Annotated in this window: 22 protein-coding genes, 1 tRNA gene and 1 pseudogene; 2 read left to right on the top strand and 22 right to left on the bottom strand. The window is 63.6% G+C overall.

What is annotated here, in order from left to right; all coding sequences use genetic code 11:
* Positions 1 to 5 precede the first annotated feature (5 nt).
* The 16 genes from hypF to QZ409_RS13945 all read right to left on the bottom strand — a co-directional run bounded on the left by hypF (position 6) and on the right by QZ409_RS13945 (position 14,810).
* On the bottom strand, positions 6 to 2,243 hold the full coding sequence (hypF, locus tag QZ409_RS14020; protein WP_296712467.1) for a carbamoyltransferase HypF: 2,238 nt from the start codon (positions 2,241 to 2,243) through the stop codon (positions 6 to 8).
* Positions 2,240 to 3,217: a hydrogenase nickel incorporation protein HypB gene (gene hypB, locus QZ409_RS14015; RefSeq protein WP_296712465.1), complete on the bottom strand. Its 978-nt coding sequence runs from the start codon at positions 3,215 to 3,217 to the stop codon at positions 2,240 to 2,242. The genes hypF and hypB overlap by 4 nt, the downstream gene beginning before the upstream one ends.
* Positions 3,217 to 3,558, bottom strand: a complete 342-nt coding sequence (hypA, locus tag QZ409_RS14010; RefSeq protein WP_296712464.1) for a hydrogenase maturation nickel metallochaperone HypA — start codon at positions 3,556 to 3,558, stop codon at positions 3,217 to 3,219. The genes hypB and hypA overlap by 1 nt, the downstream gene beginning before the upstream one ends.
* Positions 3,551 to 4,585, bottom strand: a complete 1,035-nt coding sequence (locus QZ409_RS14005) for a nickel-dependent hydrogenase large subunit (protein WP_296712461.1) — start codon at positions 4,583 to 4,585, stop codon at positions 3,551 to 3,553. The genes hypA and QZ409_RS14005 overlap by 8 nt, the downstream gene beginning before the upstream one ends.
* Positions 4,582 to 5,085, bottom strand: a complete 504-nt coding sequence (gene hybE / locus QZ409_RS14000; protein WP_296712458.1) for a [NiFe]-hydrogenase assembly chaperone HybE — start codon at positions 5,083 to 5,085, stop codon at positions 4,582 to 4,584. Before hybE ends, QZ409_RS14005 begins: the two co-directional genes overlap by 4 nt.
* A complete protein-coding gene (locus tag QZ409_RS13995; protein WP_296712453.1) occupies positions 5,078 to 5,293 on the bottom strand; it encodes a rubredoxin in 216 nt (71 codons plus the stop codon). The genes hybE and QZ409_RS13995 overlap by 8 nt, the downstream gene beginning before the upstream one ends.
* Positions 5,290 to 6,147 carry a hydrogenase expression/formation protein gene (locus tag QZ409_RS13990; RefSeq protein ID WP_296712450.1) on the bottom strand — a complete coding sequence of 286 codons (858 nt, stop codon included), beginning with the start codon at positions 6,145 to 6,147 and terminating at the stop codon, positions 5,290 to 5,292. The genes QZ409_RS13995 and QZ409_RS13990 overlap by 4 nt, the downstream gene beginning before the upstream one ends.
* Positions 6,148 to 6,150: 3 nt before the next feature.
* On the bottom strand, positions 6,151 to 6,591 hold the full coding sequence (locus QZ409_RS13985) for a hydrogenase accessory protein (protein ID WP_296712447.1): 441 nt from the start codon (positions 6,589 to 6,591) through the stop codon (positions 6,151 to 6,153).
* Positions 6,592 to 6,778: 187 nt separating this feature from the next.
* The gene (locus tag QZ409_RS13980) at positions 6,779 to 7,069 is read right to left on the bottom strand and encodes a HypC/HybG/HupF family hydrogenase formation chaperone (protein ID WP_296712445.1); all 291 of its coding nucleotides are present in this window, start codon (positions 7,067 to 7,069) and stop codon (positions 6,779 to 6,781) included.
* A 21-nt stretch (positions 7,070 to 7,090) separates the two neighbouring features.
* On the bottom strand, positions 7,091 to 7,666 hold the full coding sequence (locus QZ409_RS13975) for a HupE/UreJ family protein (protein WP_296712443.1): 576 nt from the start codon (positions 7,664 to 7,666) through the stop codon (positions 7,091 to 7,093).
* A 1-nt stretch (position 7,667) separates the two neighbouring features.
* On the bottom strand, positions 7,668 to 8,255 hold the full coding sequence (locus QZ409_RS13970; RefSeq protein WP_296712441.1) for a HyaD/HybD family hydrogenase maturation endopeptidase: 588 nt from the start codon (positions 8,253 to 8,255) through the stop codon (positions 7,668 to 7,670).
* Between the two features lies 1 nt (position 8,256).
* Complete coding sequence (gene cybH / locus QZ409_RS13965) at positions 8,257 to 8,982, bottom strand: Ni/Fe-hydrogenase, b-type cytochrome subunit (protein ID WP_296712438.1); 726 nt, start codon at positions 8,980 to 8,982, stop codon at positions 8,257 to 8,259.
* A 165-nt stretch (positions 8,983 to 9,147) separates the two neighbouring features.
* Complete coding sequence (locus tag QZ409_RS13960; protein ID WP_296712435.1) at positions 9,148 to 10,938, bottom strand: nickel-dependent hydrogenase large subunit; 1,791 nt, start codon at positions 10,936 to 10,938, stop codon at positions 9,148 to 9,150.
* Between the two features lie 113 nt (positions 10,939 to 11,051).
* Positions 11,052 to 12,143 carry a hydrogenase small subunit gene (locus QZ409_RS13955; protein WP_296712432.1) on the bottom strand — a complete coding sequence of 364 codons (1,092 nt, stop codon included), beginning with the start codon at positions 12,141 to 12,143 and terminating at the stop codon, positions 11,052 to 11,054.
* Between the two features lie 229 nt (positions 12,144 to 12,372).
* Entirely contained in the window at positions 12,373 to 13,818 is a 1,446-nt protein-coding gene (locus QZ409_RS13950) for a nickel-dependent hydrogenase large subunit (RefSeq protein WP_296712431.1), read from the bottom strand.
* On the bottom strand, positions 13,815 to 14,810 hold the full coding sequence (locus tag QZ409_RS13945; RefSeq protein ID WP_296712429.1) for a HupU protein: 996 nt from the start codon (positions 14,808 to 14,810) through the stop codon (positions 13,815 to 13,817). The genes QZ409_RS13950 and QZ409_RS13945 overlap by 4 nt, the downstream gene beginning before the upstream one ends.
* Before the next feature lie 85 nt (positions 14,811 to 14,895).
* Between QZ409_RS13945 and QZ409_RS13940 the strand changes: the two genes are divergently transcribed.
* Positions 14,896 to 16,158: a glycerate kinase gene (locus QZ409_RS13940; RefSeq protein ID WP_296712426.1), complete on the top strand. Its 1,263-nt coding sequence runs from the start codon at positions 14,896 to 14,898 to the stop codon at positions 16,156 to 16,158.
* Between the two features lie 58 nt (positions 16,159 to 16,216).
* On the opposite strand, the gene QZ409_RS13935 is transcribed toward QZ409_RS13940, so the two are convergent.
* A complete protein-coding gene (locus tag QZ409_RS13935; RefSeq protein ID WP_296712423.1) occupies positions 16,217 to 16,432 on the bottom strand; it encodes a hypothetical protein in 216 nt (71 codons plus the stop codon).
* A 155-nt stretch (positions 16,433 to 16,587) separates the two neighbouring features.
* Positions 16,588 to 16,866 carry a helix-turn-helix transcriptional regulator gene (locus QZ409_RS13930; RefSeq protein ID WP_296712421.1) on the bottom strand — a complete coding sequence of 93 codons (279 nt, stop codon included), beginning with the start codon at positions 16,864 to 16,866 and terminating at the stop codon, positions 16,588 to 16,590.
* A 465-nt stretch (positions 16,867 to 17,331) separates the two neighbouring features.
* On the opposite strand from QZ409_RS13930, the gene QZ409_RS13925 reads away from it, so the two are divergent.
* The gene (locus tag QZ409_RS13925; protein ID WP_296712418.1) at positions 17,332 to 17,517 is read left to right on the top strand and encodes a hypothetical protein; all 186 of its coding nucleotides are present in this window, start codon (positions 17,332 to 17,334) and stop codon (positions 17,515 to 17,517) included.
* 192 nt (positions 17,518 to 17,709) lie between these two features.
* On the opposite strand, the gene QZ409_RS13920 is transcribed toward QZ409_RS13925, so the two are convergent.
* The 4 genes and pseudogenes from QZ409_RS13920 to tuf form a co-directional block, all read right to left on the bottom strand.
* Positions 17,710 to 18,231: a Cache 3/Cache 2 fusion domain-containing protein gene (locus QZ409_RS13920; protein ID WP_296712416.1), complete on the bottom strand. Its 522-nt coding sequence runs from the start codon at positions 18,229 to 18,231 to the stop codon at positions 17,710 to 17,712.
* Between the two features lie 469 nt (positions 18,232 to 18,700).
* A tRNA-Trp gene (locus tag QZ409_RS13915) sits at positions 18,701 to 18,776 on the bottom strand.
* Positions 18,777 to 18,969: 193 nt separating this feature from the next.
* The gene (locus QZ409_RS13910; RefSeq protein WP_296712413.1) at positions 18,970 to 19,422 is read right to left on the bottom strand and encodes a nuclear transport factor 2 family protein; all 453 of its coding nucleotides are present in this window, start codon (positions 19,420 to 19,422) and stop codon (positions 18,970 to 18,972) included.
* A 150-nt stretch (positions 19,423 to 19,572) separates the two neighbouring features.
* Positions 19,573 to 19,717 (bottom strand): annotated as a pseudogene (gene tuf, locus QZ409_RS13905) (elongation factor Tu); the annotation flags it as partial.

The following is a 19,717-nucleotide window of genomic DNA, read 5'->3' as shown; positions in this document are numbered from 1 at the left end:
CCGTCTCAGCCCACCGTCAGGACAGCCCGCGCCAAGGCGGCCTGACCCAGCGACAGCCCGCCGTCATTGGGCGGGATTTTTTGCGCCAGCAGCGGCGTGAAACCCTTGTCCCGCAAAAAGCCGGCGAGGCCTTCCGCGAGAATTCTGTTCATCAGGCAACCGCCGCCAAGCGCGATCTTTTCGCCCGGCTTGGCCGAAGCCGCGATCCAGGCGCCCAGACCTTCGATCAGCGTTCCGTGCAGCAATTCCGCGCCCTCGCCTGCGTCGGGTCGCGCATCGATAAAATGCGCGAGCAGGGGCGCAAAATCCACGTTTCCGTCGCGCAGATTATAGCCGCCTTCCAGCGCGCGCGGCGCACGGACGAGAGCCTCGAGCCGCATAGCCGCCTGCCCTTCGAAATCCTGCCGTTCCGCAAAGCCGAGCAGCGCGGAAGCCGCATCGAACAAGCGACCAAGACTGGTCGTGGCGGGCGCGGGACGCGCCGCGAATATCTTCGCGAGCTGAGCCGCCTCGGGCTTGCCTGCGAAATAGCTCGCCGCCTCATCCAGCCGTCCAAGCGCGGCGAAAGCCGCGATCCCCATGCGCAAGGGCTCGCGCGCGGCGCGGTCCCCTCCGAACAGTGCCAGAGGCGCAACATGGCCAAGCCGCGCAAAGCCGCCGCGCCCGTCGAGGCGCAAAGCCTCGCCGCCCCAATTGCCGCCATCCTCGCCAAGACCGTGGCCATCAAGCGCAGCGCCGAACAGCGCGCCTTTTGCGCCATGTTCGGCGCCGACAGCCGCGACATGGGCGCCGTGATGCTGAAACCGCAGCACGGGCGCGCCACTTTGCTCGGCGAAGCGCGTCGAGAGATAATCGGGATGAAGGTCGCAGGCGGCGGCCTCGGGCTTCACGTCCAGCAGCCGCAGCAAATGCGCTGCGCTCTCGCCATAGAAGCGAAAAGTCTCTGCGTCGGAGAGATCGCCGACATGCTGGCTGACAAAGGCCTCGCGCCCGCGCGTGACCGTTAGCGTGGCCTTGAGATGGCCGCCGCAGGCCAGCACGCTGGGACCGTCCGCGCCAAGGTCGATCGGCTCCGGCACAAAGCCCCTCGCGCGGCGCAGGAAGGAAGGCGCGCCATCGACGAACTGCATCACGCTGTCGTCGGCGCGCACGACAATGTCGCGGTCATGGGTGACAATCAGATCGGCGATGCGCGCAAGTTTTTCGCGCGCCTCGGCATTGTCCTTGATGAGCGGCGCGCCGCCCGGATTGGCCGAGGTGGCCACGAGAGCGAAATCCAGCGCCGCACCACGCGCGCCGCCCGCCGCATGAAACAGAAGGTGATGGACCGGCGCGTAAGCCAGCATCACGCCCAGCCGCGCCATGTCGGGCGCGACGGCGCCGGGAAGGTTCCTGCGGCTCTCGATGAGCACGATGGGATGGGCGGGAGACCGCAGCAGGTCAAGCTCGTCCGCGCACGGGTTGACGAAAAGTGCGACCGACGCCTCATTTGCGACCATGATCGCGAAAGGCTTGGCCTCGCGATTTTTCCGCGCCCGCAGCCGCGCAACGCTTCCGGCATTGCTCGCGTCGCAGAGCAGATGAAAACCGCCAATTCCCTTCAGCGCCACGATCTGCCCCGCGCGCAAGGCCGCGACGATTTCCGTCGGCTGATGCGACAAGCGCGGCCCGCAATGCGAACAGGCGATCGGCTCGGCGTGGAAACGCCGGTTGGCAGGGTCGGCATAGTCGCGGGCGCAATCGGCGCAAAGCGGAAAGCCCGCCATCGACGTCTGCGCGCGATCATAGGGCAGGCGCCGCGTCAGCGTATAGCGCGGGCCGCAATGGGTGCAGTTCACGAAGGGATAGAGATGAAAGCGGCTTGACGGATCGAACACGTCGTCGAGGCATTTCTCGCAGGTCGCGGCGTCCGCCGGAATGCGAGTCCGGGCGGAACCGGCGCGCGTCGCCTCGATGACAAAAAGCCTGTCGCCGCGCGGCGCGACCGGCTCGATCTCCATCGCGTCGAGGCGCGCAAGCGGCGGCAATTCGCGCCGCAGCGCCGCGACATAATGGGCCGTTTCCTCGCCTTCAATTTCGAGCATCACGCCCTGTGCGTCATTGCGCACAAAGCCGCCGAGGCCATAACGCGCCGCCAGCCCGAAGGCGAAAGGCCGGAAGCCGACGCCCTGCACCGCGCCGCGCAGGCGCAGACGCAAGCGCGTCATTTCCGTCTTCGCCTCGGCCGCGGCGGCGTCCATCATCCGGCCTTCCGCGCTTCCGCCTTGCGGCGCGCCAGATCGGAACGCGCCTCGACCCAGGCGTAGAAAGCGGCGAGGCCTTCGCCGGTCTTCGCCGAGACGATCAGCGTCTGCAGGTTGGGATTGACCCGCAAGGCGTGGGCGATGCAGGCGTCGGTGTCGAAATCGAGATGCGGCAGCAGGTCCGACTTGTTGAGCAGCATGAGGTCGGCGGCGGCGAACATGTCGGGATATTTCGACGGCTTGTCCTCGCCCTCGGTGGTCGAGAGCAGCACAACCTTATGCGCCTCGCCGAGATCGAAGGCGGCGGGGCAGACCAGATTGCCGACGTTCTCGACGAACAGAAGCGAATTGTCAGCGATGTCGAGCGTCTCCAACGCGTGGCCAACCATATGGGCGTCGAGATGGCAGCCCTTGCCGGTATTGACCTGGATCGCCTTGGCTCCGGTGGCGCGAATGCGCTCCGCGTCATTGGACGTTTGCTGGTCACCCTCGACCACCGCGATGGCGTGCTTGTCCTTCAGATCGTTGATGGCGCGCACCAGCAGCGAGGTCTTGCCCGAACCAGGGCTGGACACGAAATTCAGCGCCAGCACGCCCTTCCGGGCGAAATAGCCGCGATTTTCCTCGGCATAGGAGCGGTTTTTGGAGAGGATATCGCGCTCAATTTGGACGATGCGCTCCTGGCTCAGGCCGGGCACATGCACGCCCGCGAGGCCAGCGCCATAATCCAGCGCCTCGCCGCCCGCGCCGTGGGCATGATCGTGGTCATGGTGGTGGTGATCATGGTCGTGGTCGTGGCTGTGGCCGTGGCCGTGGTCATGATCATGATCATGATCGTGGTGGTGGTGGTCGTGATCATGCGCATGGGAATGGTCATGATCGCCATGCGCATGGGAATGCGAATGGCCGTGCTTGTCGCCGTGGGCCTTGTCGCCTTCTAAAGTCGCCGTCCCGCATCCGCAAACCGTGCACATTATTCGACCTCCAGTTCCTTGACGCGCATTTCGTCGCCGCTGGTCATCTGCACCTTGTAGCCGCCGCACTCCGGGCAGGCGCCGAAGCGTTCGGAGAGCGCAACGCTCTTCTCGCAATCCAGGCACCAGCCCTGCCCCGGCGTGCGGACGATTTCCAGCCGCGCGCCCTCAGCCAGCGTCCCGCGCGTGACCACATCGAAACAAAATTCCATCGCGCCCGGCTCGACCCCGGACAGCGCCCCGATTTCCAGCCATACGGTCTTGACGCGCGCAAAACCCTGGCGGCGGCCCTCCTCACATAAAATTTCGACGACACTTTCGGTCAGCGACATTTCATGCATGGTTTTCGTCCAAAACTTCGGCGCAAGCGCGAATGCAGGGGTCGAAGACGAAAGCCAGCCGCTCAATCCGCTTTTTGGCCGCCGCTCCCGCGCCGATCCGCGCGCCGCGCAGCAGTCGGGCGAGAGGCCCTTCGGGATGAAAATTCCATTCCGTCGGCGCGACGATGCGATAATCCGCTATCCGCTCCGCGCTGTCGAGCCGCAAGGCGTGATAGAGCCTCCCGCGCGCGGAATCGACCGCCGCGAAGCCCCAGCCTGACGCCTCTCCTTGCGCGGACAGCAGCCCTTCCGGCGCCGCGCCGCCAGCCAAAAGCGCCCGAATGGCGTCAAGCGTCGCCGCCAGATCGGCCCGGCGCGCCGCCAGCCGCGCCGCCAGCCCACCGCCTGACGCCTGCTGCCGCGCGGCGGCGCCGGTTTCGGCGCAGCGGCCCGGCAAAGCCGGCGCGCGGGAAAAGGCCGGATCGCGCGTCATGGCCTCAAACACGGCTGCGTCATCCGCTGAGCCCAGATAATCCGGCGCTTGCGCGGCCAGCTCCCAATTCGCCTCGTCCGCATGGACCGCCGCAAGCTGGCGCAGGAACATATCGTTCAGGCCGAGCATGGCGGCGGCCAGCGCCTCGATCTGTTGGGGCGCCTCGTCCGTCTGCGGCATTTCCCGCACAGCCTTGAGCGCCTCGCGCAATTGCAAAATATCTTCCGGCGCAGGCGGCGCCTCGCCCGGCCAGTCGAGCAGGCTCGCGCGCAGCATTTCCCCAAGGCGCTCGCATAGCAGTTTCAGCGCGCGCTCGCGGCCTCGCGCCGCGTCGACCTCAATGCCCAAGGCTGCCTCGCCGGCCGCCCGTGCGGCCAGGGATTGCGCCATCGGGCACAGCGAGAACAGCCGCCCCGCCAAAGTCGCGGCTTCGTCCGGCGACAGGCCGATGAAAACCGGCGAAGGATCGGCGCGCGGCGAAACAATGTCGATGTCCTCGACCACGCCGTCGCGTAGCTTGGCGCGCAGAATCAAATTGGCCGGGGCCGCGCTCACGACGCCCCCTCCGGCGCGCGAACGCCACCGCGAAAGAAGGCGCGACGATCCATGCTCCGCACTGGCGGCTCCGGCGGCGGCGCGGGTGGCGTCAGAAGAAGCTCAAACGCGGCCTTCGCCGTCGCCAAAGCCGCCTCCTGATCTTCAAAATCCTGCATCGGCGAAAACAGCGAGCACATCAGCAGCCGGTCGAAGCCATCAAGCTTCGCCGCGAGACATTCGACCATGCCGGACGGCAGGACGAGGCTTTGCGTCTCGCCCGGGAGCGCGGCGACGGGAGCCGCGCCCGCAAGTGGCGCCGCGACGATATTCATGAACCAGGGCGTGACGACGATGCCCAAGGCCCAGTCTCCGCAGGGCCGGAACCCCGTGCTGGCGACGGCGAGATTTTCATTGCAGATCGGCACATCCCGCATTGCGCCCGCGTGGACGCCGCGAAAATGCGCCTCCAGCTTTTCGGCGAGCCGCGCGCATTCCTCCATGCGCGCGCCTTCATTCATTTTCGCCAAGCCTCATGAAACGTGATTGCGCCGCGTCGCAATTGGGGCAGCGCCAGTCTTCCGGCAGAGCCGTGAACGGCGTGCCGGGCGGGATCTGCCAGACGCTGTCTCCCTCCGCCGGGTCATAGACATGCCAGCACACGCCGCATTCCATTTTCGCATCGTCCTCGACATTTCGCTGTTTGCCGAAATTCTCGAAACCGGTCATGCGAAATAGGCCTCCTCGATCTCGCGAAGGCGCTTGGCGCTGTCACGGAAATCCTCTTCCGCCGCGCGGGCCGCCGCGGGCGCGTCGCCGATTTCGAGCGTGTCGAGAATGATCTCGTCCATGGCGTTGAAGAATTGCACCGACCAGACATTCATCGTCCCGGTGGAGAGGATGCGGCAGGAGCCATATCCCTTGGAAATCAGCCGCACCGAACCAGCGCCGAGGCATTGCTGCAAATGGCTCATGTCTTCCGGCGACATCGGCAGCAGCGAAAAGGTAATCGTGTGGGTCGGCTCGCCGGTCTTATGCGCGGCGGAGCGGCCCGCGATCTCGGCCAGCAGCGGCATGACGTTCATCGCGCCGGCGGGCGGCTCGCCGGCGTCCAGCGGCTGGCAATTAACCAGGGCGGCGCGGCGCGCAATTTCCGGCAGGCTCGACACTTCAAGATAATCGGCGAAAAGCTTGCCCTGCGTATCGGTGAAGCGCACGCGCCACAGGCCCGCCATGACGGATTCCTGGATCTGCGCGCCGACACCGTCGGGCAGCGACACCACTCCCGCCACCTCTCCCTCGCCGATCACATCCTCGATCAGCAGGATTTCATCGGCCGAAAATTCGGTGAGGTCGAACAGGCGGCCCGCCGCGTTCTCGTCCTGCGTCTCTAGCGCGGCCACGATTTCGGGCAATATCTTGCTGACGCGCGGGCAGGCCAGAATCAGGTCCTCGGCCCTGCCGGTCGCGAGCAGCGAAAGCTTGCGGCGGCCTGGCGCCTCTTCAAGCAGATCGCCGCCGATCGGCATGACGGTCATGGCGTCTTCGGCGCCCTCGGGCGCAACCCAAAATCCCGCTTTCATCGCTCAGGCTCCCTGCGAAAAGGTGAATTGCGTCTTCGGCTTGGCGGGCGCGCTCAGGACCGGCGCCTGCGGATCCAGCGCGGCTTCGATTTTCTGGACATAGTCCGACCAGTCGAGAATTTTCGGCAGTACGCCCACCGGCTCAATCGCGCGCGTAACGCAGAGCGAAGGCAGGACGAAAATCTGGAAACGCCCTTTTAACTTCGCCTCGGCCTCGGGCGCGACGATCGCGCCGCGCAGCCGTCCGGCGAATGCGCGAAGGATTTCAGGCAACACCGCGGCCACATCCGAGCTTTCCGGGCGCGGAGCGCCAGCGCCCGAGAAGAACAGCAGAGCATTGGGGCATTCGCCCGCCGCCGGAGCAAGAAAGGCGTCGATATTGGTCTCGTCGACGACGGGAAGGCCGGTGCGCTGAATCAGCGCGTCCAGAAAGGGCGCAGTCATGGCGTTTCCTCTTATCCGCTTTTTTCGCCGCTTTGGGCGCAGTTCCGTTCAGTTCCGCAAAAACGGCGCCAAATCCGGAGAAAAGGAAATGGCCAGCAAATGGCAGGTTTTCTTGCGCTTGCGCCGCTAGTTGCGACTGTCACATGGCAGGTAAGTTTGCACAAGTGTATGGAAGCTTTTCAGCTTCTCAGCGCAAATGTTCCGGCAATTGCGGCTCGCGGTCGATGAGATCGGCAAAGGCGGAATCGAAATCCTCGCCGCGCATCGCGGCGGCAAGGCCATCCAGGGCCTGATCGATCAGCGCAGCCTCGTCCGCGTCGAGCACGCGGACGGCGGTATCTATATGGATGAGAACCTGGGCGCCGACGGGCTGCGCGCCGAGCAACAGCATCGAGACGCGCCGCTGCTCGTCGCCGCGCTGGCAAAGCGCCGAAATATCGTCGCCTTCCAGAATGCGCATCGGAACGCCCAGGCACATGGCTTTTTGTCCCCTGCCCGCTCAGGCGGAGCCGAGCATCCAGGCGCCGCTCAGCGCAACCAGGCCGCCCGCGAGGCGAGCAAGAGTCTTGCTGTGGCGGAGCATGGACAGGCCGAGGCCGACGCCTTGCAGAATGAGGCTCGCCGCGATGAAGCCGCCGAAGAACAAGGCCTGGCTCGCGGCGGCGGGCGCCTCGGCGCCATGCGCGAAGCCGTGGCACAGGGCGAAAAGGCCGACCAGAGCCGCAGCAGGCGCGACGGGCATTCTGACATCGAAGGCCAGCAGAAGGCCCAGAACCACGACTGAGGCCGCAATGCCATATTCGACCAGGGCGGGCGCTTCGGCGTGGTAGCCGAGCGCGGCGCCAATCGCCATCAGGCCAGCGAAAACGCCCGAAAGGACGAAGCGCGCGCGGCCCGCGAACTGGCCGGCCCAATAGCCGACGGCGATCATGGCGAGCAGGTGATCCGCGCCGGTAAAGGGATGGATAAAGCCATCCTCGAAGCCCGCCGCGTGCAGGCCGGGATGGGCCGAAGCGGCGAACGGAAAGGCGGCGAGCGCGGCGGCCAGCGCGGCGGTTTTCAGCAAGGTCTTCATCTCATCCTCCCGTGCGGACATTGGCCATCCGCGTCTCGTAATTCTGCATATCGATGTCATTGGCGAGCAGCGGCTCGATCGCCTCGCCGGGCGCGCGCAAGCGACAAGGCGCGCCCCATTGTTCGAGAATGACGGCGGCGAGGTCCGCCGCCTGCACGAGGCGGTCCCGCACCGGCGGGGTGAGCGGACCGCCCCAGTCTTCGAGATCCAGCGGCTGGCAGCCGATCAGGGCCAGTTTCTCGGGATAGCCGCCCATCAGGTCGGCCGCCGAGAGCACTTCCTGGAAGCCGGTCTGATGCAGGCTCATCTTCTTGGCGCCGGTGAATTTCGGCACTTCGTCGCCCTGCACGATCTTCAGAGTTCCCGGCTCCAGACCGTAGTCGATGGCGTCGAACACGAGCAAATGATCGGCCTCCTGCACGAATTGCACGAGGTAGAGCCCCTGCGTGCCGCCGTCGAGCAAGCTCACGTTTTCCGGCGCGGCGTAGAGCGTGTTGAAGGTCTCCAGCACGCGCACGCCAAAACCTTCGTCGGCCCAAAGGATATTGCCAATGCCCAGAACGAGGATTTTTTTAGGAGCAGCGTCCATCTCAGATGTCCTCGTCGCGGAACTGGCGCTCGCCAGAGATCATCGAGGAGATCATCGACTGACGCGACATGATGTCCTCGCGGACCGCCGCATAGATGTGCAGGATGGTGAAGCACACCAGCGCCCACATGCCGAGATGATGATAGGTGTGCACATCCTGGCTGTTCGGAAAGATCGAGAACACCCAGCCGAACGCCTTGTATTGCCACGAACTGCGACCTGCGCCTTCGGAATAGAGCGCGAAGCCCGTCACGATCATGAACAGCGTGCCCAGCGTGAAGACCAGGAACATCATGGTGTGGGCGAGCGGATTATGCCCGACATACTGCTTGGGATATTTTTCCAGAAAAGCATACCAGCGAATTTCGTGCAGCACGCCCTTCCAGAAGTCGCCGCGCCAGAACGGGATATAGAAGATCTGGGCGGAGTGGGCGTTGCCGACGAAGGCCCAGTAGATGCGCAGCAGGAAACCGACCGCCATGATCTGCCCGGCCGAGAAATGGGCGAAGCGGATATAACCCATCTGGAAATGCGCGCTGGCTTCGCCCGTGACGCTGTCCGGCGGCGTGCCGATGAGATAGCCCGTGACAAACAGCGTCATCATGGCGAGCGCATTGATCCAATGCCAGATGCGGACGGGCGCCTGATAAACATAGACGGTGCGGCGCGCGACCGTCTTCTCGCCATGCGAGTCCGAAATATCATTGACCTGCGTTATGACATTCATCGCGGCCTCCCCAACTTATAATGTTTTTGCTATCTCCCTTCACCCCTTGCGGGAGAAGGCGGCTCGCGCCCAAGGCGCGAGACGGATGAGGGGTGCATGCGCGGGAAGTCCCCTCATCCGGCGCTTCGCGCCACCTCCTCCCGCAAGGGGAGAAGGGGCATTCCGTCAGCGGACCTGCACCTTGGTCATTTCCTGGCCGTCCTCGCTCATGACATGGGTCGAGCAGGCGAGGCAGGGATCGAAGGAATGCAGGGTGCGCAGGATTTCGACCGGCTGGTTCGGGTCGGCCATGGGCGTGTCCATGAGCGAGGCCTCGAAGGCGCCGATATTGCCCTTGGGATCGCGCGGGCTGCCGTTCCAGGTGGTCGGCACGACCGCCTGGTAGTTCTCGATCTTGCCGTCCTTGATCTTGATCCAATGCGCCAGCGCGCCGCGCGGGGCCTCGGTGAAGCCGACGCCCTTGACCTCGGAAGGCCAGGTCTTCGGATCCCACTTGTCGACATTTGCCGTGGAGCTGTCGCCGTTCTTGATGTTGGCGATCAGCTTGTTCTGGAAATGCCGCATCTTGTAGCCGGCCCATTGCGATTCCAGCGCGCGCGCCGCCGTGCGGCCGAGCGTCGAGAACAACGCGTTCAAAGGCAGGCCTAGATCTTTGAGCAGCTTGTCGACCGGCTCCTTGAACTCCGCCTTGTTCTGGGCGTAGCCGACGGTCCAGCGCGCGAGCGGCCCAACCTCCATCGCGTTGCCTTTCCAGCGCGGCGATTTGATCCAGGAATATTTGGCGCTCTCGTCAAGGCTTTCGATATTGGTGCGTGTGCCCTTGGTGTTGGGGCCAAGCTCGTAATGCGGGTCCGTTATGCCGTCCCAAGGGTGCAGCCCCTTGGTCTCGTCGGGATATTTGTACCAGGAATGGGTCACGAATTCCTGGATCTCATTCGGGTCGCGGTGATTGACAGGATGAATCTCATTGAGATTGCCGTTGATGATCGCGCCCTGCGGCAGCAGCAGATTCGCCGGCGAATAATCATTGGCGTTTTCCGGTAGGTCGCCATAGGCCAACACGGATTTGCTCGACAGGCCGCCGCCATAGAGCCAGTCCTTGTAGAAAGAACCAATCGCCATGACGTCCGGAATGTAGACCTGATCGTTGAATTCAATCGTCCGATCAATGATTTCCGTGATGTAGTTCAAGCGTTCCATATTGATCGCGCTGGCGCCGCCGATCCCGTCCACATTGATCGGGCACGGCACGCCGCCGACCAGCCAGTTCGGATGCGGGTTCTTGCCGCCGAAGATGGTGTGGACCTTCACGATCTCCTTCTGGAAATCGAGCGCTTCGAGATAATGCGCCACCGCCATCAGATTGGCCTCGGGCGGCAGCCGATAGGCCTTGCTGCCCCAATAGCCATTCTTGAACGGGCCGAGCTGGCCGGATTCCACGAAGCGCTTCAAACGGCCCTGCAGGTCGCGGAAATAGCCCGGCGAGGACAAAGGCCACGGCGAGAGAGACTGCGCCAGCGCCGAGGTCGCCTTCGGGTCGGCGGAGAGCGCCGAAACGACATCGACCCAGTCGAGCGCATGGAGGTGGTAGAAATGCACGATATGGTCATGCACCTGCAGCGCGAGCTGCATCAGGTTGCGGATCGAATTGGCGTTTTCCGGGATCTTGATCTGCAGGGCGTCTTCAACCGAGCGCACCGAGGTCAGGGCGTGGGTGCCGGTGCACACGCCGCATATCCGCTCGGTGAAGGCCCAGGCGTCGCGCGGGTCGCGGCCGCGCAGGATGACCTCGATGCCGCGCCACATCGTGCCGGTGGAGACGGCGTTGCGGATGACATTGTTGGAATCGACGTTCACTTCGACGCGCATATGGCCTTCGATGCGCGTAACCGGATCGACGACGATGCGCTTGCCGGAATTATCGAGATTGAAACCGTTCGGTGTCTGGACGCCCATGGATGTTTCCTCGGATTTTCGTTGTTAGCCGGCGCGTAGCCCGTCGCGAGACGGGCGTCTGGCCGGCGGAAGCGGGGGAGATCGCCTCCGCCGGCCCGCAATGACGACCGCGCTCAAGCCTTTGGCGGCGCCTTGTCGTCATGCTTGACGGTAACGCGGCCGAGCGCCGTGGCGGCGGCATGGGCCGCGACGCCGACGCCCACCACCGCCGCGGCGGCCAGGCCGATCTTGTCGGCGTTGGATTCGACGCCAAAATGGTTGATGTTGGAGAGGCGCTCGTAAAACGGCCCCTTGTCCCAGAAACCATCCTCCGAGCAGCCGATGCAGCCATGACCGGACTGGATGGGGAAGGACACGCCATTGTTCCAGCGCACCGTCGAGCAGGCGTTATAGGTGGTCGGCCCCTTGCAGCCCATCTTGTAAAGGCACTTGCCTTCGCGCGCGTTCTGGTCATCCCATTGCTCGACGAACTGGCCGGCGTCGAAATGCGGCCGGCGGTAGCACTTGTCGTGGATGCGCTGGGAATAGAACATCAGCGGCCGGCCCTGCCGGTCGAGTTCAGGCAGGCGGCCGAAGGTGGTGATGAAGGTGACGACGCCGGTCATGACCTCGGCGATGGGCGGGCAGCCCGGCACCTTGATGATGGGCTTGTTCGTGATGACCTTGTCGATCGGCGTGGCCTGGGTCGGATTGGGCTTGGCGGCCTGCACGCAGCCCCATGAGGCGCAGGCGCCCCAGGCGATGATGGCCGAGGCGTCCGCCGCCATTTCCTTCAGCTTCTCCACGAAGGGACGGCCGCCATCGATGCAGAACATGCCGTCTTCATTGAGCGGCGGATTGCCCTCGACGGCAAGGATGTATTGACCCTTGTACTTTTCCCGGGTCTCCTTGAGGATCGCATCGGCCTGATGGCCCGCCGCCGCCATGATCGTGTCGTCGTAATCGAGCGAGATCATCGACAAGACGACGTCCTTGACCAGCGGATGCGCGGAGCGGATGAAGCTCTCCGAGCAGCAGGTGCATTCAAGGCCATGCATCCAGATCACCGGCACGCGCGGCTTGGTCTCCAGCGCGTTGGCCACGTTGGCTGCTCCGGTCGCGCCGAGGCCCATGCTGGCGGCGGTCAGGCTGCAGAATTTCGTGAAACTCCGGCGCGTGATTCCCTGTCGGCGGATTACATCGTAAAATGTCTCGGCAACGGACATATAGCGCCTCCCCTTTCCCGTCGTCTTATTCGCCGCGCCTTTCGAGACGGGCGGTTGGGGAGAGGTTGGCAAGAAGGGCGCCAATCGTAACGAAAACAGGACTATTTCTATTTTTCGTATTTATTTCAATTTGTTGCGCAGGTTTTTCGTCACGACCTCCAGCCGCGGCTCTGGTGTCGGTTGGAAAGTCCTTTTCCGCTTTGAAAAAACTTTCTTTACACCCTGCCGCTCAATGCGCCGTGCAGACCATGCAGGGGTCGAAGGAGCGCACGACATGCTGGATCGCGGGCGCCTTCGCCCCCGCCGCGCCCGTCTCGACGCCGATTAAGGCCTGCTCCAGAGGGCCGGGAACGCCGCGCGCATCGCGCGGAGAAAAGTTCCAGGTCGTCGGCGCGACGATCTGATAGCGCTGGATCACGCCTTTTTCGACGCTCAGCCAATGACCGAGCGCGCCGCGCGCGGCCTCGACCATGCCGATGCTCTCGCCGTGAAGCGGCGTCGGACCATGTTCGGAAAAGCTTTCCTTGAGCCGGATCTCGCGCGCCCAGCCTTCCGCCGCCAGCGTCAGCTTCGCGATCTCGATCACCCGCGCGACGACGCGAACGAAGACATTGGTTCCGCCCGCCGCTTGCGTGATGAGCGCGCGGATCAGCGGATCGCCCGCGACCGCCTGCCGCGCGACCGCGCCAGTCTCAGCCGGCTCGCCGGAAAGGCGCGGCGCCTTGGCCCAGGAATAGGCATTTTCCCGATCCGCGTCCGGCTGCGTCACGGATCGCGCCGGATCCGCCGCGCTGTCGCGCATGTAGGAAAAAGCCACGTCCTCGCCAATCGCCCCGATTGGCAGCGGCCGAGCCTCAGCCGCGCGCGCATCATATAGCCCGGCAGGGAACAAGGCGCCTTGCGCGCTGTGATAGGCGCCGAAGCTGATGAGCGGCAGGGCTACGCCGCCGAGCGTTTCCAGCCGCAGGCTCGCCGCCAGCCGCAGGAAGGCGGCGAAATCGCCCTGCCCTTGCGCGAAATTTGCCAATTGCTCCGACGTCTCAATGGCCGCCACTTGTTCGAGCGGCGCCGCGAACAGGCTCTTTTCGAGAAAGGCGCGGAAATCGCTCAGGATGGCGATCAACCGCATCTTTTCGCCGAGGTCGAGCGCGCGGGTGACTCCGCCGGGCTGGATCGCCAGCGAATGCGGCCATTTTCCCGCGATCAGCCCCATCACGTGCAGAAGCCGCGCGCGGGCGGGCAAAACCTCCTGCGCCGCCGCACCGGAAAGCGCCGTGAAACGCGCCGCGACCGGCGCGAACCAGCTCTCTCCCGCATAAGCCGCGCGGGCGAAATCGGGCATGAAGAACAGATAGAAATGCGTGAGATGATCGGCGATGTTTTCCGCCGCATGGGCGATATTGGCGGCCAGTTCGCCATTGGGCGGGGGCTGCACGCCGCTGATCCCGCGCAATGCCGCCGCCGCCGCCATGCTCTGCGACAGCGAGCAGATGCCGCAGATGCGCGGCGCGATGGTCAGGGCGTCGGCGGCGGGGCGGCCGACCAATATTTGCTCGAAGCCCCGGTAAAGGGTTGTGGCGACGCGCGCCTCCGCGACGCGGCCTTCCGCGATGTCGAGCGTCAGTTCGAGATCGCCCTCGACGCGGTTGAATGGCCCCACGATGAGACGCGTCATTTGCCGCGTCTCGGATTTTCGACAATGCGGTCGGCCTCGGCGTTCTTCCGCACGCGCTCGGGCGTCGCGGATTTCGACAAAGCCGCGAGTGTCATGAACCAGGCCTTGGGCATGTCGAGCGGCAGGCCAACCGGAATCCCCGCCACCTTGGGCGTGACGTGGAAATTGCGCGTGTTCTCGAAATTCGGCGCGGTGCAGGAGATGCAGGCGAAACCGGCATGGGTGCATGAGCCGCCGCCATTCCAGGCGCGCTGGTTGCAGTCGCCGATGGCCTGCGTCGCCTTGCAGCCCAGATGCTCCATCATACAGCCGCGCTCGGAGAGAACGCGGGCGCTGGCCTTGAATTCGTAAAATTCATTGCGCGAGCAGCCGTGATGGGCGAGATGCGCTGCGAAAAACTTGGGCCGGCCCAGAGCGTCGAGATCATCCGCCGCGAGATCGCCCAGCGCCAAAGCCTGAAACGTCTCCATCATCCAGCCCGGATGAGGCGCGCAGCCCGAGACATTGATCACCGGCAGGCCGCGGCCTGAGCGATAGTCGCGGCCGAGCGCCCCGCCCGGCTCGGCGCCGTCATAATGCAAGCCGCAGGCGTCGGTCGGGTCCGGGTCGCCAGCCGGAATGCCGCCAAAAGCGGCGCAGCTCCCGACCGCCACGCAATAGTCCGCGCGCGCCGCGAGACTGCGCGAAATGTCGAGCAGGGTGCGGCTCGTGCCGGACATGCGATTGAATTTCCCCGTTCCATTGGGCCCGCGCAGGATCGAACCCTCGATGCACAGGATATCCAGCGGCGTCTCGCCGCTCTCGACGCGGGCGAGAATATCCAGCACTTCGTCGCCAGTCTCTTCGCTCACGCTCGGGTGCCACAGAAGGTTGATGCCGAAGCTTTTCAATTCGGCGAACCAGCCGGCGGCGCCATGCTCCAGCACGGCCATGGTGCAGCCGCCGCAAGAGCCGGCCTGAAGCCATAGAAGATTTTTGGGTGCGGGGCTCATTCTGCTGACCTTCGCCGGAATGTTTCCGGATTACAATAGCCCCAGAGGCGAAGGAATGTCGCCCCATTCGAGGGGGAGGAAAAACATGGACCCGAGGAGCCTGCTGCGCCGCATGTTCGACGCAGCCATCGCCGCCGCGCAGCCCGCGCTCTGCATTCCCCCGCATCTGCCCGCGCCGCCCAAAGGGCGCACCATCGTCATCGGCGCCGGCAAGGCCTCCGCCGCCATGGCGCGGGCGCTGGAGGATAATTGGCCGGGGCCGCTGGAGGGCCTCGTGGTCACCCGCTTCGGCTATCGCGTCCCCTGCGACCGCATCGAGATCGTCGAGGCGGCCCATCCCGTGCCGGACGAAGCCGGGCTGAAGGCGGCGGAGCGCATCGCAGATATGGTGCGCGGCCTGACCGAAGACGATCTCGTTATCGCTTTGATCTCGGGCGGCGGCTCCGCCTTGCTCGCCGCTCCGGCGCCGGGCGTGACCCTCGCCGACAAACGCGCCTTGAGCGCGGCCTTGTTGAAAAGCGGCGCGACCATCTCGGAAATGAATTGCGTGCGGCGGCATTTGTCGTCGCTCAAGGGCGGACGGCTCGGCGCGCTCTGCGCACCCGCACGGGTCATGGCCTTGCTGATCTCCGACGTGCCCGGCGACGACCCCATCGACATCGCGTCTGGCCCGACCGTTCCCGATCCGACCACTTGCGCCGACGCCCTCGCCGTACTGGCGCGCTATGACATTGCGCCGCCCGCGCACATTACGGCCATGCTGGAAAGCGGCGCGAGCGAGAGCGTGAAGCCCGGCGACCCGCGCCTCGCGCGCAGCGAAGCCGTTCTGATCGCCACCCCGCTCGCCTCGCTGGAGGCAGCTGCAAAAATCGCGCGCGCGGCGGGCTATGCGGCACATATTCTCGGCGACGGCATTGAGGGTGAGGCCCGCGAAGTCGGCAAGGTTTTCGGCGGCTTCGCGCGCCACGTCGCGCTGAAGGCCAAGCCCTTCGCGCCGCCTTGCGTGCTGTTGTCAGGCGGCGAGACCACCGTGACCGTGCGCGGAAAAGGGCGCGGCGGACGCAATGTGGAGTTTCTTCTCTCGCTCGGCCTCACGCTCGGCGGTCTGTCCGGCGTTTACGCGCTGGCGGGCGACACGGATGGGGTGGACGGCATGGAGGACATCGCCGGGGCTTTGCTCGCGCCGGACAGCCTGGCCCGCGCCCGGGCGCGGAAGATCGATCCGCTCGCGGCCCTGGACAATAATGACGGTCACGGCTTTTTCGAGGCCTTGGGCGACAGCGTCGTCACCGGCCCGACGCTGACCAATGTCAACGATTTCCGGGCGATCCTGATCGACAAGGCCTGAAGGCGTTTGGCGGGGCGGGAGGGAAAGCCCTTCCCGCCCCTTTGTCAAAATGAGAGCATCAGACCGGAAAGGCTTCCGGCGAGACGCCGCAGGTTTCAAGGAACTTCCGGATCTGAAGCACCTCGGCTTTCGGCAAGCTGTGATTATTGCGATGGAACGACGCCTTATGCCCATTGAGGGTGACGTCGATCTTGCTGCCGTTCTTGGTTTCGACATCCGCGCCAAGTTCGCCCAGCACATGGCTGACGTCGTTGACATCGATATTCGTGCTCACGGGATGAGCAAAGAGCGAATGGAGAATTTTACGATGATGATGATTCACGCCCAGCCTCGGTTTGTTGAAAGCATGAGCTGAGTCTACGCCGGGAGGCCAGGGCGGCCATGACCCACATCAATGTGATTTCCCCGTGAATACAGCGCCTCGAAATCTCATCGCGCGCCCTCACGAACATCGAGCTCTGGAGGGCGCCTCGGCGCAAAACGGGTTCGTGGGGCGCTAAAAAAATACGCCGAGGACACGCCCAACGCGCCGGCAATTTCTGCAAGTAGCTCGACGCCGATGCTCTCTCGTCCCGCTTCGAACTCCTGGAGACGGGCCTCAGTAATTTTCACGCTCGTCGCGAGCGGTTTGGTCTTAATTCCGAGTTGGATTCTTCGGAGACGAATTCTGCGGCCAATGAGTGTATCCGCCTTTTTAACCTGCGTCATGACTCCTCCCGGGTCGGACTGGTTCTTGAGGCTACGTCTTAGCAGCCCGAACTGATGATAACCGCCACAATGGCGATTTTCGGGCGTGAAGCAGGCGGAGTCCATCACATTTGAGCGCCAAAACGCCGGTGGTCGCGGCAGATGGCGGCGTCGCGAAATTGCCATAAGCGCGAACTATGATGTTCTCAATTCAAAGGCGAGCTCGGATGTACAGCCGCCAAGGATTTGGCCCCGCACGGTGAAAACCGGTTGCGGGGTTTTTCGTTTGAGGGTGGCCGTCGACGGCGCCAAATCCAATCCAAGCTGGGCCTTCAACCCGAGAGCTGGCCGTCCTTAGCGTCAGCCAATTTCGAAATACCTGTTCGATTACATTGAGGATGCCTGAATATCCGCGCGGCCGCCTACCGACGGGCGCGGTCCCTGCTTGGACTCTGAAGACCAAACCACCAACAGAAAGCGAAGCCCATGAGCGAGCGACTTGCGACATTGATAAAGGCGCGCGAGCGCATGACCGCCGACCGCGACGCCTTTGCCAAGACCCTGGCCGCGCCGTTCGACCGGGACACCGCAGAGCGGGCGCGACTGAAATTCATCGAGACCCAGGTCCTTATCGACGCCATCGAGCGCGCGATCGCCAGCGAACAGGCTTAGACCGGCCGCTACGCCACGGCGCACCCTTGTCGCGCGGAGAGGACGCCCCACATCGAATTCAAGCTGATGGTTCCTCCCAAGGGCTGAAGCTAACTGACGGGCCGCCGCGGATGTACCGGCGGCCCGATTGTTTTTGGCTATCGGACCTGGAGCAAAGTCCAAGACGACGTGAACCGGGCGCCGGCAAGCGAGCTATTTCAAATAACCGACATAGTAAACTCCGATGACGCTTTTCGACATGTCTCGGATCGGCTCGTATCCGGTAATGTACGGCTTACCGAGGATATCCACTTCTCCATAGAAAGCTTCATTCTTTTGGATTGACGCGATTGCTTTGCCTTTGGGATCCAGAATGGTTCCAATGGCTCGCGAACCGTCGTCCTTTTTCACGTTCGTGGCGACGCGTACATAATCATCCCCGCTTTTCACGAAGATTGTGGCTGTTCCACCAGCTTGCTTTACGACATCATCAACAAGTTCGAAATTGTTATTCATTTTAGTCGAGCCAAAATAGATAGCGGGCACTTGTTTGCCTGATACGGTATCCGTCCCTTCTATTTTTGGCGGGCCGAGTTTGGCAGCGTTCGACTTCAAAACATCCATCGCCGCTTTAACTTTCATATCCTGACTAAGGCCAGTGTTCGGCAGGAGCGTGCCGGCGGCAACAAAGGACGCGACCATCAGCAGGCCGACAAATGCGTGTTTGACGTTCATGGCTTTACTCCCCTGGACAAGCGCCGGGGCGTTTGGCCGCCGCCATCGTTTCGCAGACAAAAGAAGTTTGTGGAGCGTTTTGGCCCCGGCGACGCACCCGCTTCGCGGACAATTGCGCGACTGCGGAATTTTGAATTTTCAACGCTGTCCAAAATGTTCAACGTCGTCCGAGGCGGAAAGTTGCTCTGGATAGTCGCAATTCCGGAGGCGCCCGCAGGTAGCGCACTACGGCGCGATCACGCGCTCCGCCAGAATGCTGGCAGACGCGGCAGACCGGACAGACGCCGGTCAGGCCTGAGCATTCAAACTGGCGATCAATGACCGCAAGAATCGCGGAACGGAGGGCATTCCGACCGCGCAGAGCGCCCGAACCGCCAGTTTTGTCACCCTAGGAGTGACCCGAAAAAACAGGCCGCCCGTGAGACGACCGACTTATTTCGCCAATGCTTTGATTTATATGTGAAATGAATGGCAGGAGTGGCAGGGTTCGAACCTGCGACACCCGGTTTTGGAGACCGGTGCTCTACCAGCTGAGCTACACTCCTGCATGCGCGTCTTTCGACGCGGCCAGCGATGTTCTCTTAGCCACAATGAACCCGCTCGCGCAAGCCCGCCAGACGACAAATGAACCAAAAAAGCGCGTCTCCATCCCGTCGGGAGCTGGCGGCTGAAAAACAGACCCCGCCAAATTGGCGGGGTCGTAGAAAGGCATGGGCCCAAGCCCCTTGCGGGTTCTGGCTAGTGATGGCGCTCCGCGCCTTCCGCCCCCGAGGGCAGCCCGATCGCGTGTATGTCGCCGCCGATATAAGCCTGCACGATGGCGTGCGTGTCGAGATATTCCCGGAAGGAGACCACCTTGCCGCCGGTAATTCGGAAAAAATGCGCCCATTCATCGTCAAAACGGCCGCCGGAACGCTTCATGCGCCCCGTCGAATGGCCGAGCACGACGACGAAATTGATGCCGGCGTAAAAGTCGCGCGGCGTGAAGCTCTCAATTTCGACATTTTCGGCCAGTTGGGAAAAATAGGCCCTGATTTCGCGCAGGCCTTTGCGATCGCCGCCCCAGGGGAGAAGCGCCGGATCGGCATTGGACGCCCACTCGATGTTGGGGTCCGCCCCGGCCAGGATCTTGTCGATGTCGCCCTTCAGGAAGGCGGCGTAGAGCGACTTGACCAATTCGACATGGTTCATGGCGATTTCTCCCTGGTTCCTGGAAGGCTCTCGCAAGCTATCACCCGAGCGATATATCGCCCAATCAAAGCGCCGTGATGGCGGCGCACAAAAAGAAAGGGAGCCAGAAATGGCTCCCTTTCCAAAGACTTACGACTAGGCTTTAAATGGTCACTCGATGATCGAAGCGACGACGCCCGCGCCGACGGTGCGGCCGCCTTCGCGGATCGCGAAGCGCAGCTTTTCTTCCATGGCGATCGGAACGATCAGCGCCACGTCCATCGAGACGTTGTCGCCCGGCATCACCATTTCCGTG

This window comes from Rhodoblastus sp. (assembly GCF_019449565.1).
Lineage (GTDB): Bacteria > Pseudomonadota > Alphaproteobacteria > Rhizobiales > Beijerinckiaceae > Rhodoblastus.
The sequence above is the reverse complement of the archived record's forward strand: the minus strand, read 5'-3'. Positions and strand labels throughout refer to the sequence as shown.

Excerpts from the sequence above, each read along its gene's own strand:
- QZ409_RS13945 (WP_296712429.1), bottom strand. The coding sequence starts at position 14,810 with ATGAGCCCCGCACCCAAAAATCTTCTATGGCTTCAGGCCGGCTCTTGC.
- QZ409_RS13910 (WP_296712413.1), bottom strand. The coding sequence starts at position 19,422 with ATGAACCATGTCGAATTGGTCAAGTCGCTCTACGCCGCCTTCCTGAAG.
- QZ409_RS13980 (WP_296712445.1), bottom strand. The coding sequence starts at position 7,069 with ATGTGCCTGGGCGTTCCGATGCGCATTCTGGAAGGCGACGATATTTCG.
- hybE (WP_296712458.1), bottom strand. The coding sequence starts at position 5,085 with ATGAATGAAGGCGCGCGCATGGAGGAATGCGCGCGGCTCGCCGAAAAG.
- QZ409_RS13995 (WP_296712453.1), bottom strand. The coding sequence starts at position 5,293 with ATGACCGGTTTCGAGAATTTCGGCAAACAGCGAAATGTCGAGGACGAT.
- QZ409_RS13975 (WP_296712443.1), bottom strand. The coding sequence starts at position 7,666 with ATGAAGACCTTGCTGAAAACCGCCGCGCTGGCCGCCGCGCTCGCCGCC.
- hypA (WP_296712464.1), bottom strand. The coding sequence starts at position 3,558 with ATGCATGAAATGTCGCTGACCGAAAGTGTCGTCGAAATTTTATGTGAG.
- hypF (WP_296712467.1), bottom strand. The coding sequence starts at position 2,243 with ATGATGGACGCCGCCGCGGCCGAGGCGAAGACGGAAATGACGCGCTTG.
- QZ409_RS13955 (WP_296712432.1), bottom strand. The coding sequence starts at position 12,143 with ATGTCCGTTGCCGAGACATTTTACGATGTAATCCGCCGACAGGGAATC.
- hypB (WP_296712465.1), bottom strand. The coding sequence starts at position 3,217 with ATGTGCACGGTTTGCGGATGCGGGACGGCGACTTTAGAAGGCGACAAG.
- QZ409_RS13985 (WP_296712447.1), bottom strand. The coding sequence starts at position 6,591 with ATGACTGCGCCCTTTCTGGACGCGCTGATTCAGCGCACCGGCCTTCCC.
- QZ409_RS13925 (WP_296712418.1), top strand. The coding sequence starts at position 17,332 with ATGAGCGAGCGACTTGCGACATTGATAAAGGCGCGCGAGCGCATGACC.
- QZ409_RS13940 (WP_296712426.1), top strand. The coding sequence starts at position 14,896 with ATGGACCCGAGGAGCCTGCTGCGCCGCATGTTCGACGCAGCCATCGCC.
- QZ409_RS13990 (WP_296712450.1), bottom strand. The coding sequence starts at position 6,147 with ATGAAAGCGGGATTTTGGGTTGCGCCCGAGGGCGCCGAAGACGCCATG.
- QZ409_RS13950 (WP_296712431.1), bottom strand. The coding sequence starts at position 13,818 with ATGACGCGTCTCATCGTGGGGCCATTCAACCGCGTCGAGGGCGATCTC.
- cybH (WP_296712438.1), bottom strand. The coding sequence starts at position 8,982 with ATGAATGTCATAACGCAGGTCAATGATATTTCGGACTCGCATGGCGAG.
- QZ409_RS13970 (WP_296712441.1), bottom strand. The coding sequence starts at position 8,255 with ATGGACGCTGCTCCTAAAAAAATCCTCGTTCTGGGCATTGGCAATATC.
- QZ409_RS13920 (WP_296712416.1), bottom strand. The coding sequence starts at position 18,231 with ATGAACGTCAAACACGCATTTGTCGGCCTGCTGATGGTCGCGTCCTTT.
- QZ409_RS13930 (WP_296712421.1), bottom strand. The coding sequence starts at position 16,866 with ATGACGCAGGTTAAAAAGGCGGATACACTCATTGGCCGCAGAATTCGT.
- QZ409_RS13960 (WP_296712435.1), bottom strand. The coding sequence starts at position 10,938 with ATGGGCGTCCAGACACCGAACGGTTTCAATCTCGATAATTCCGGCAAG.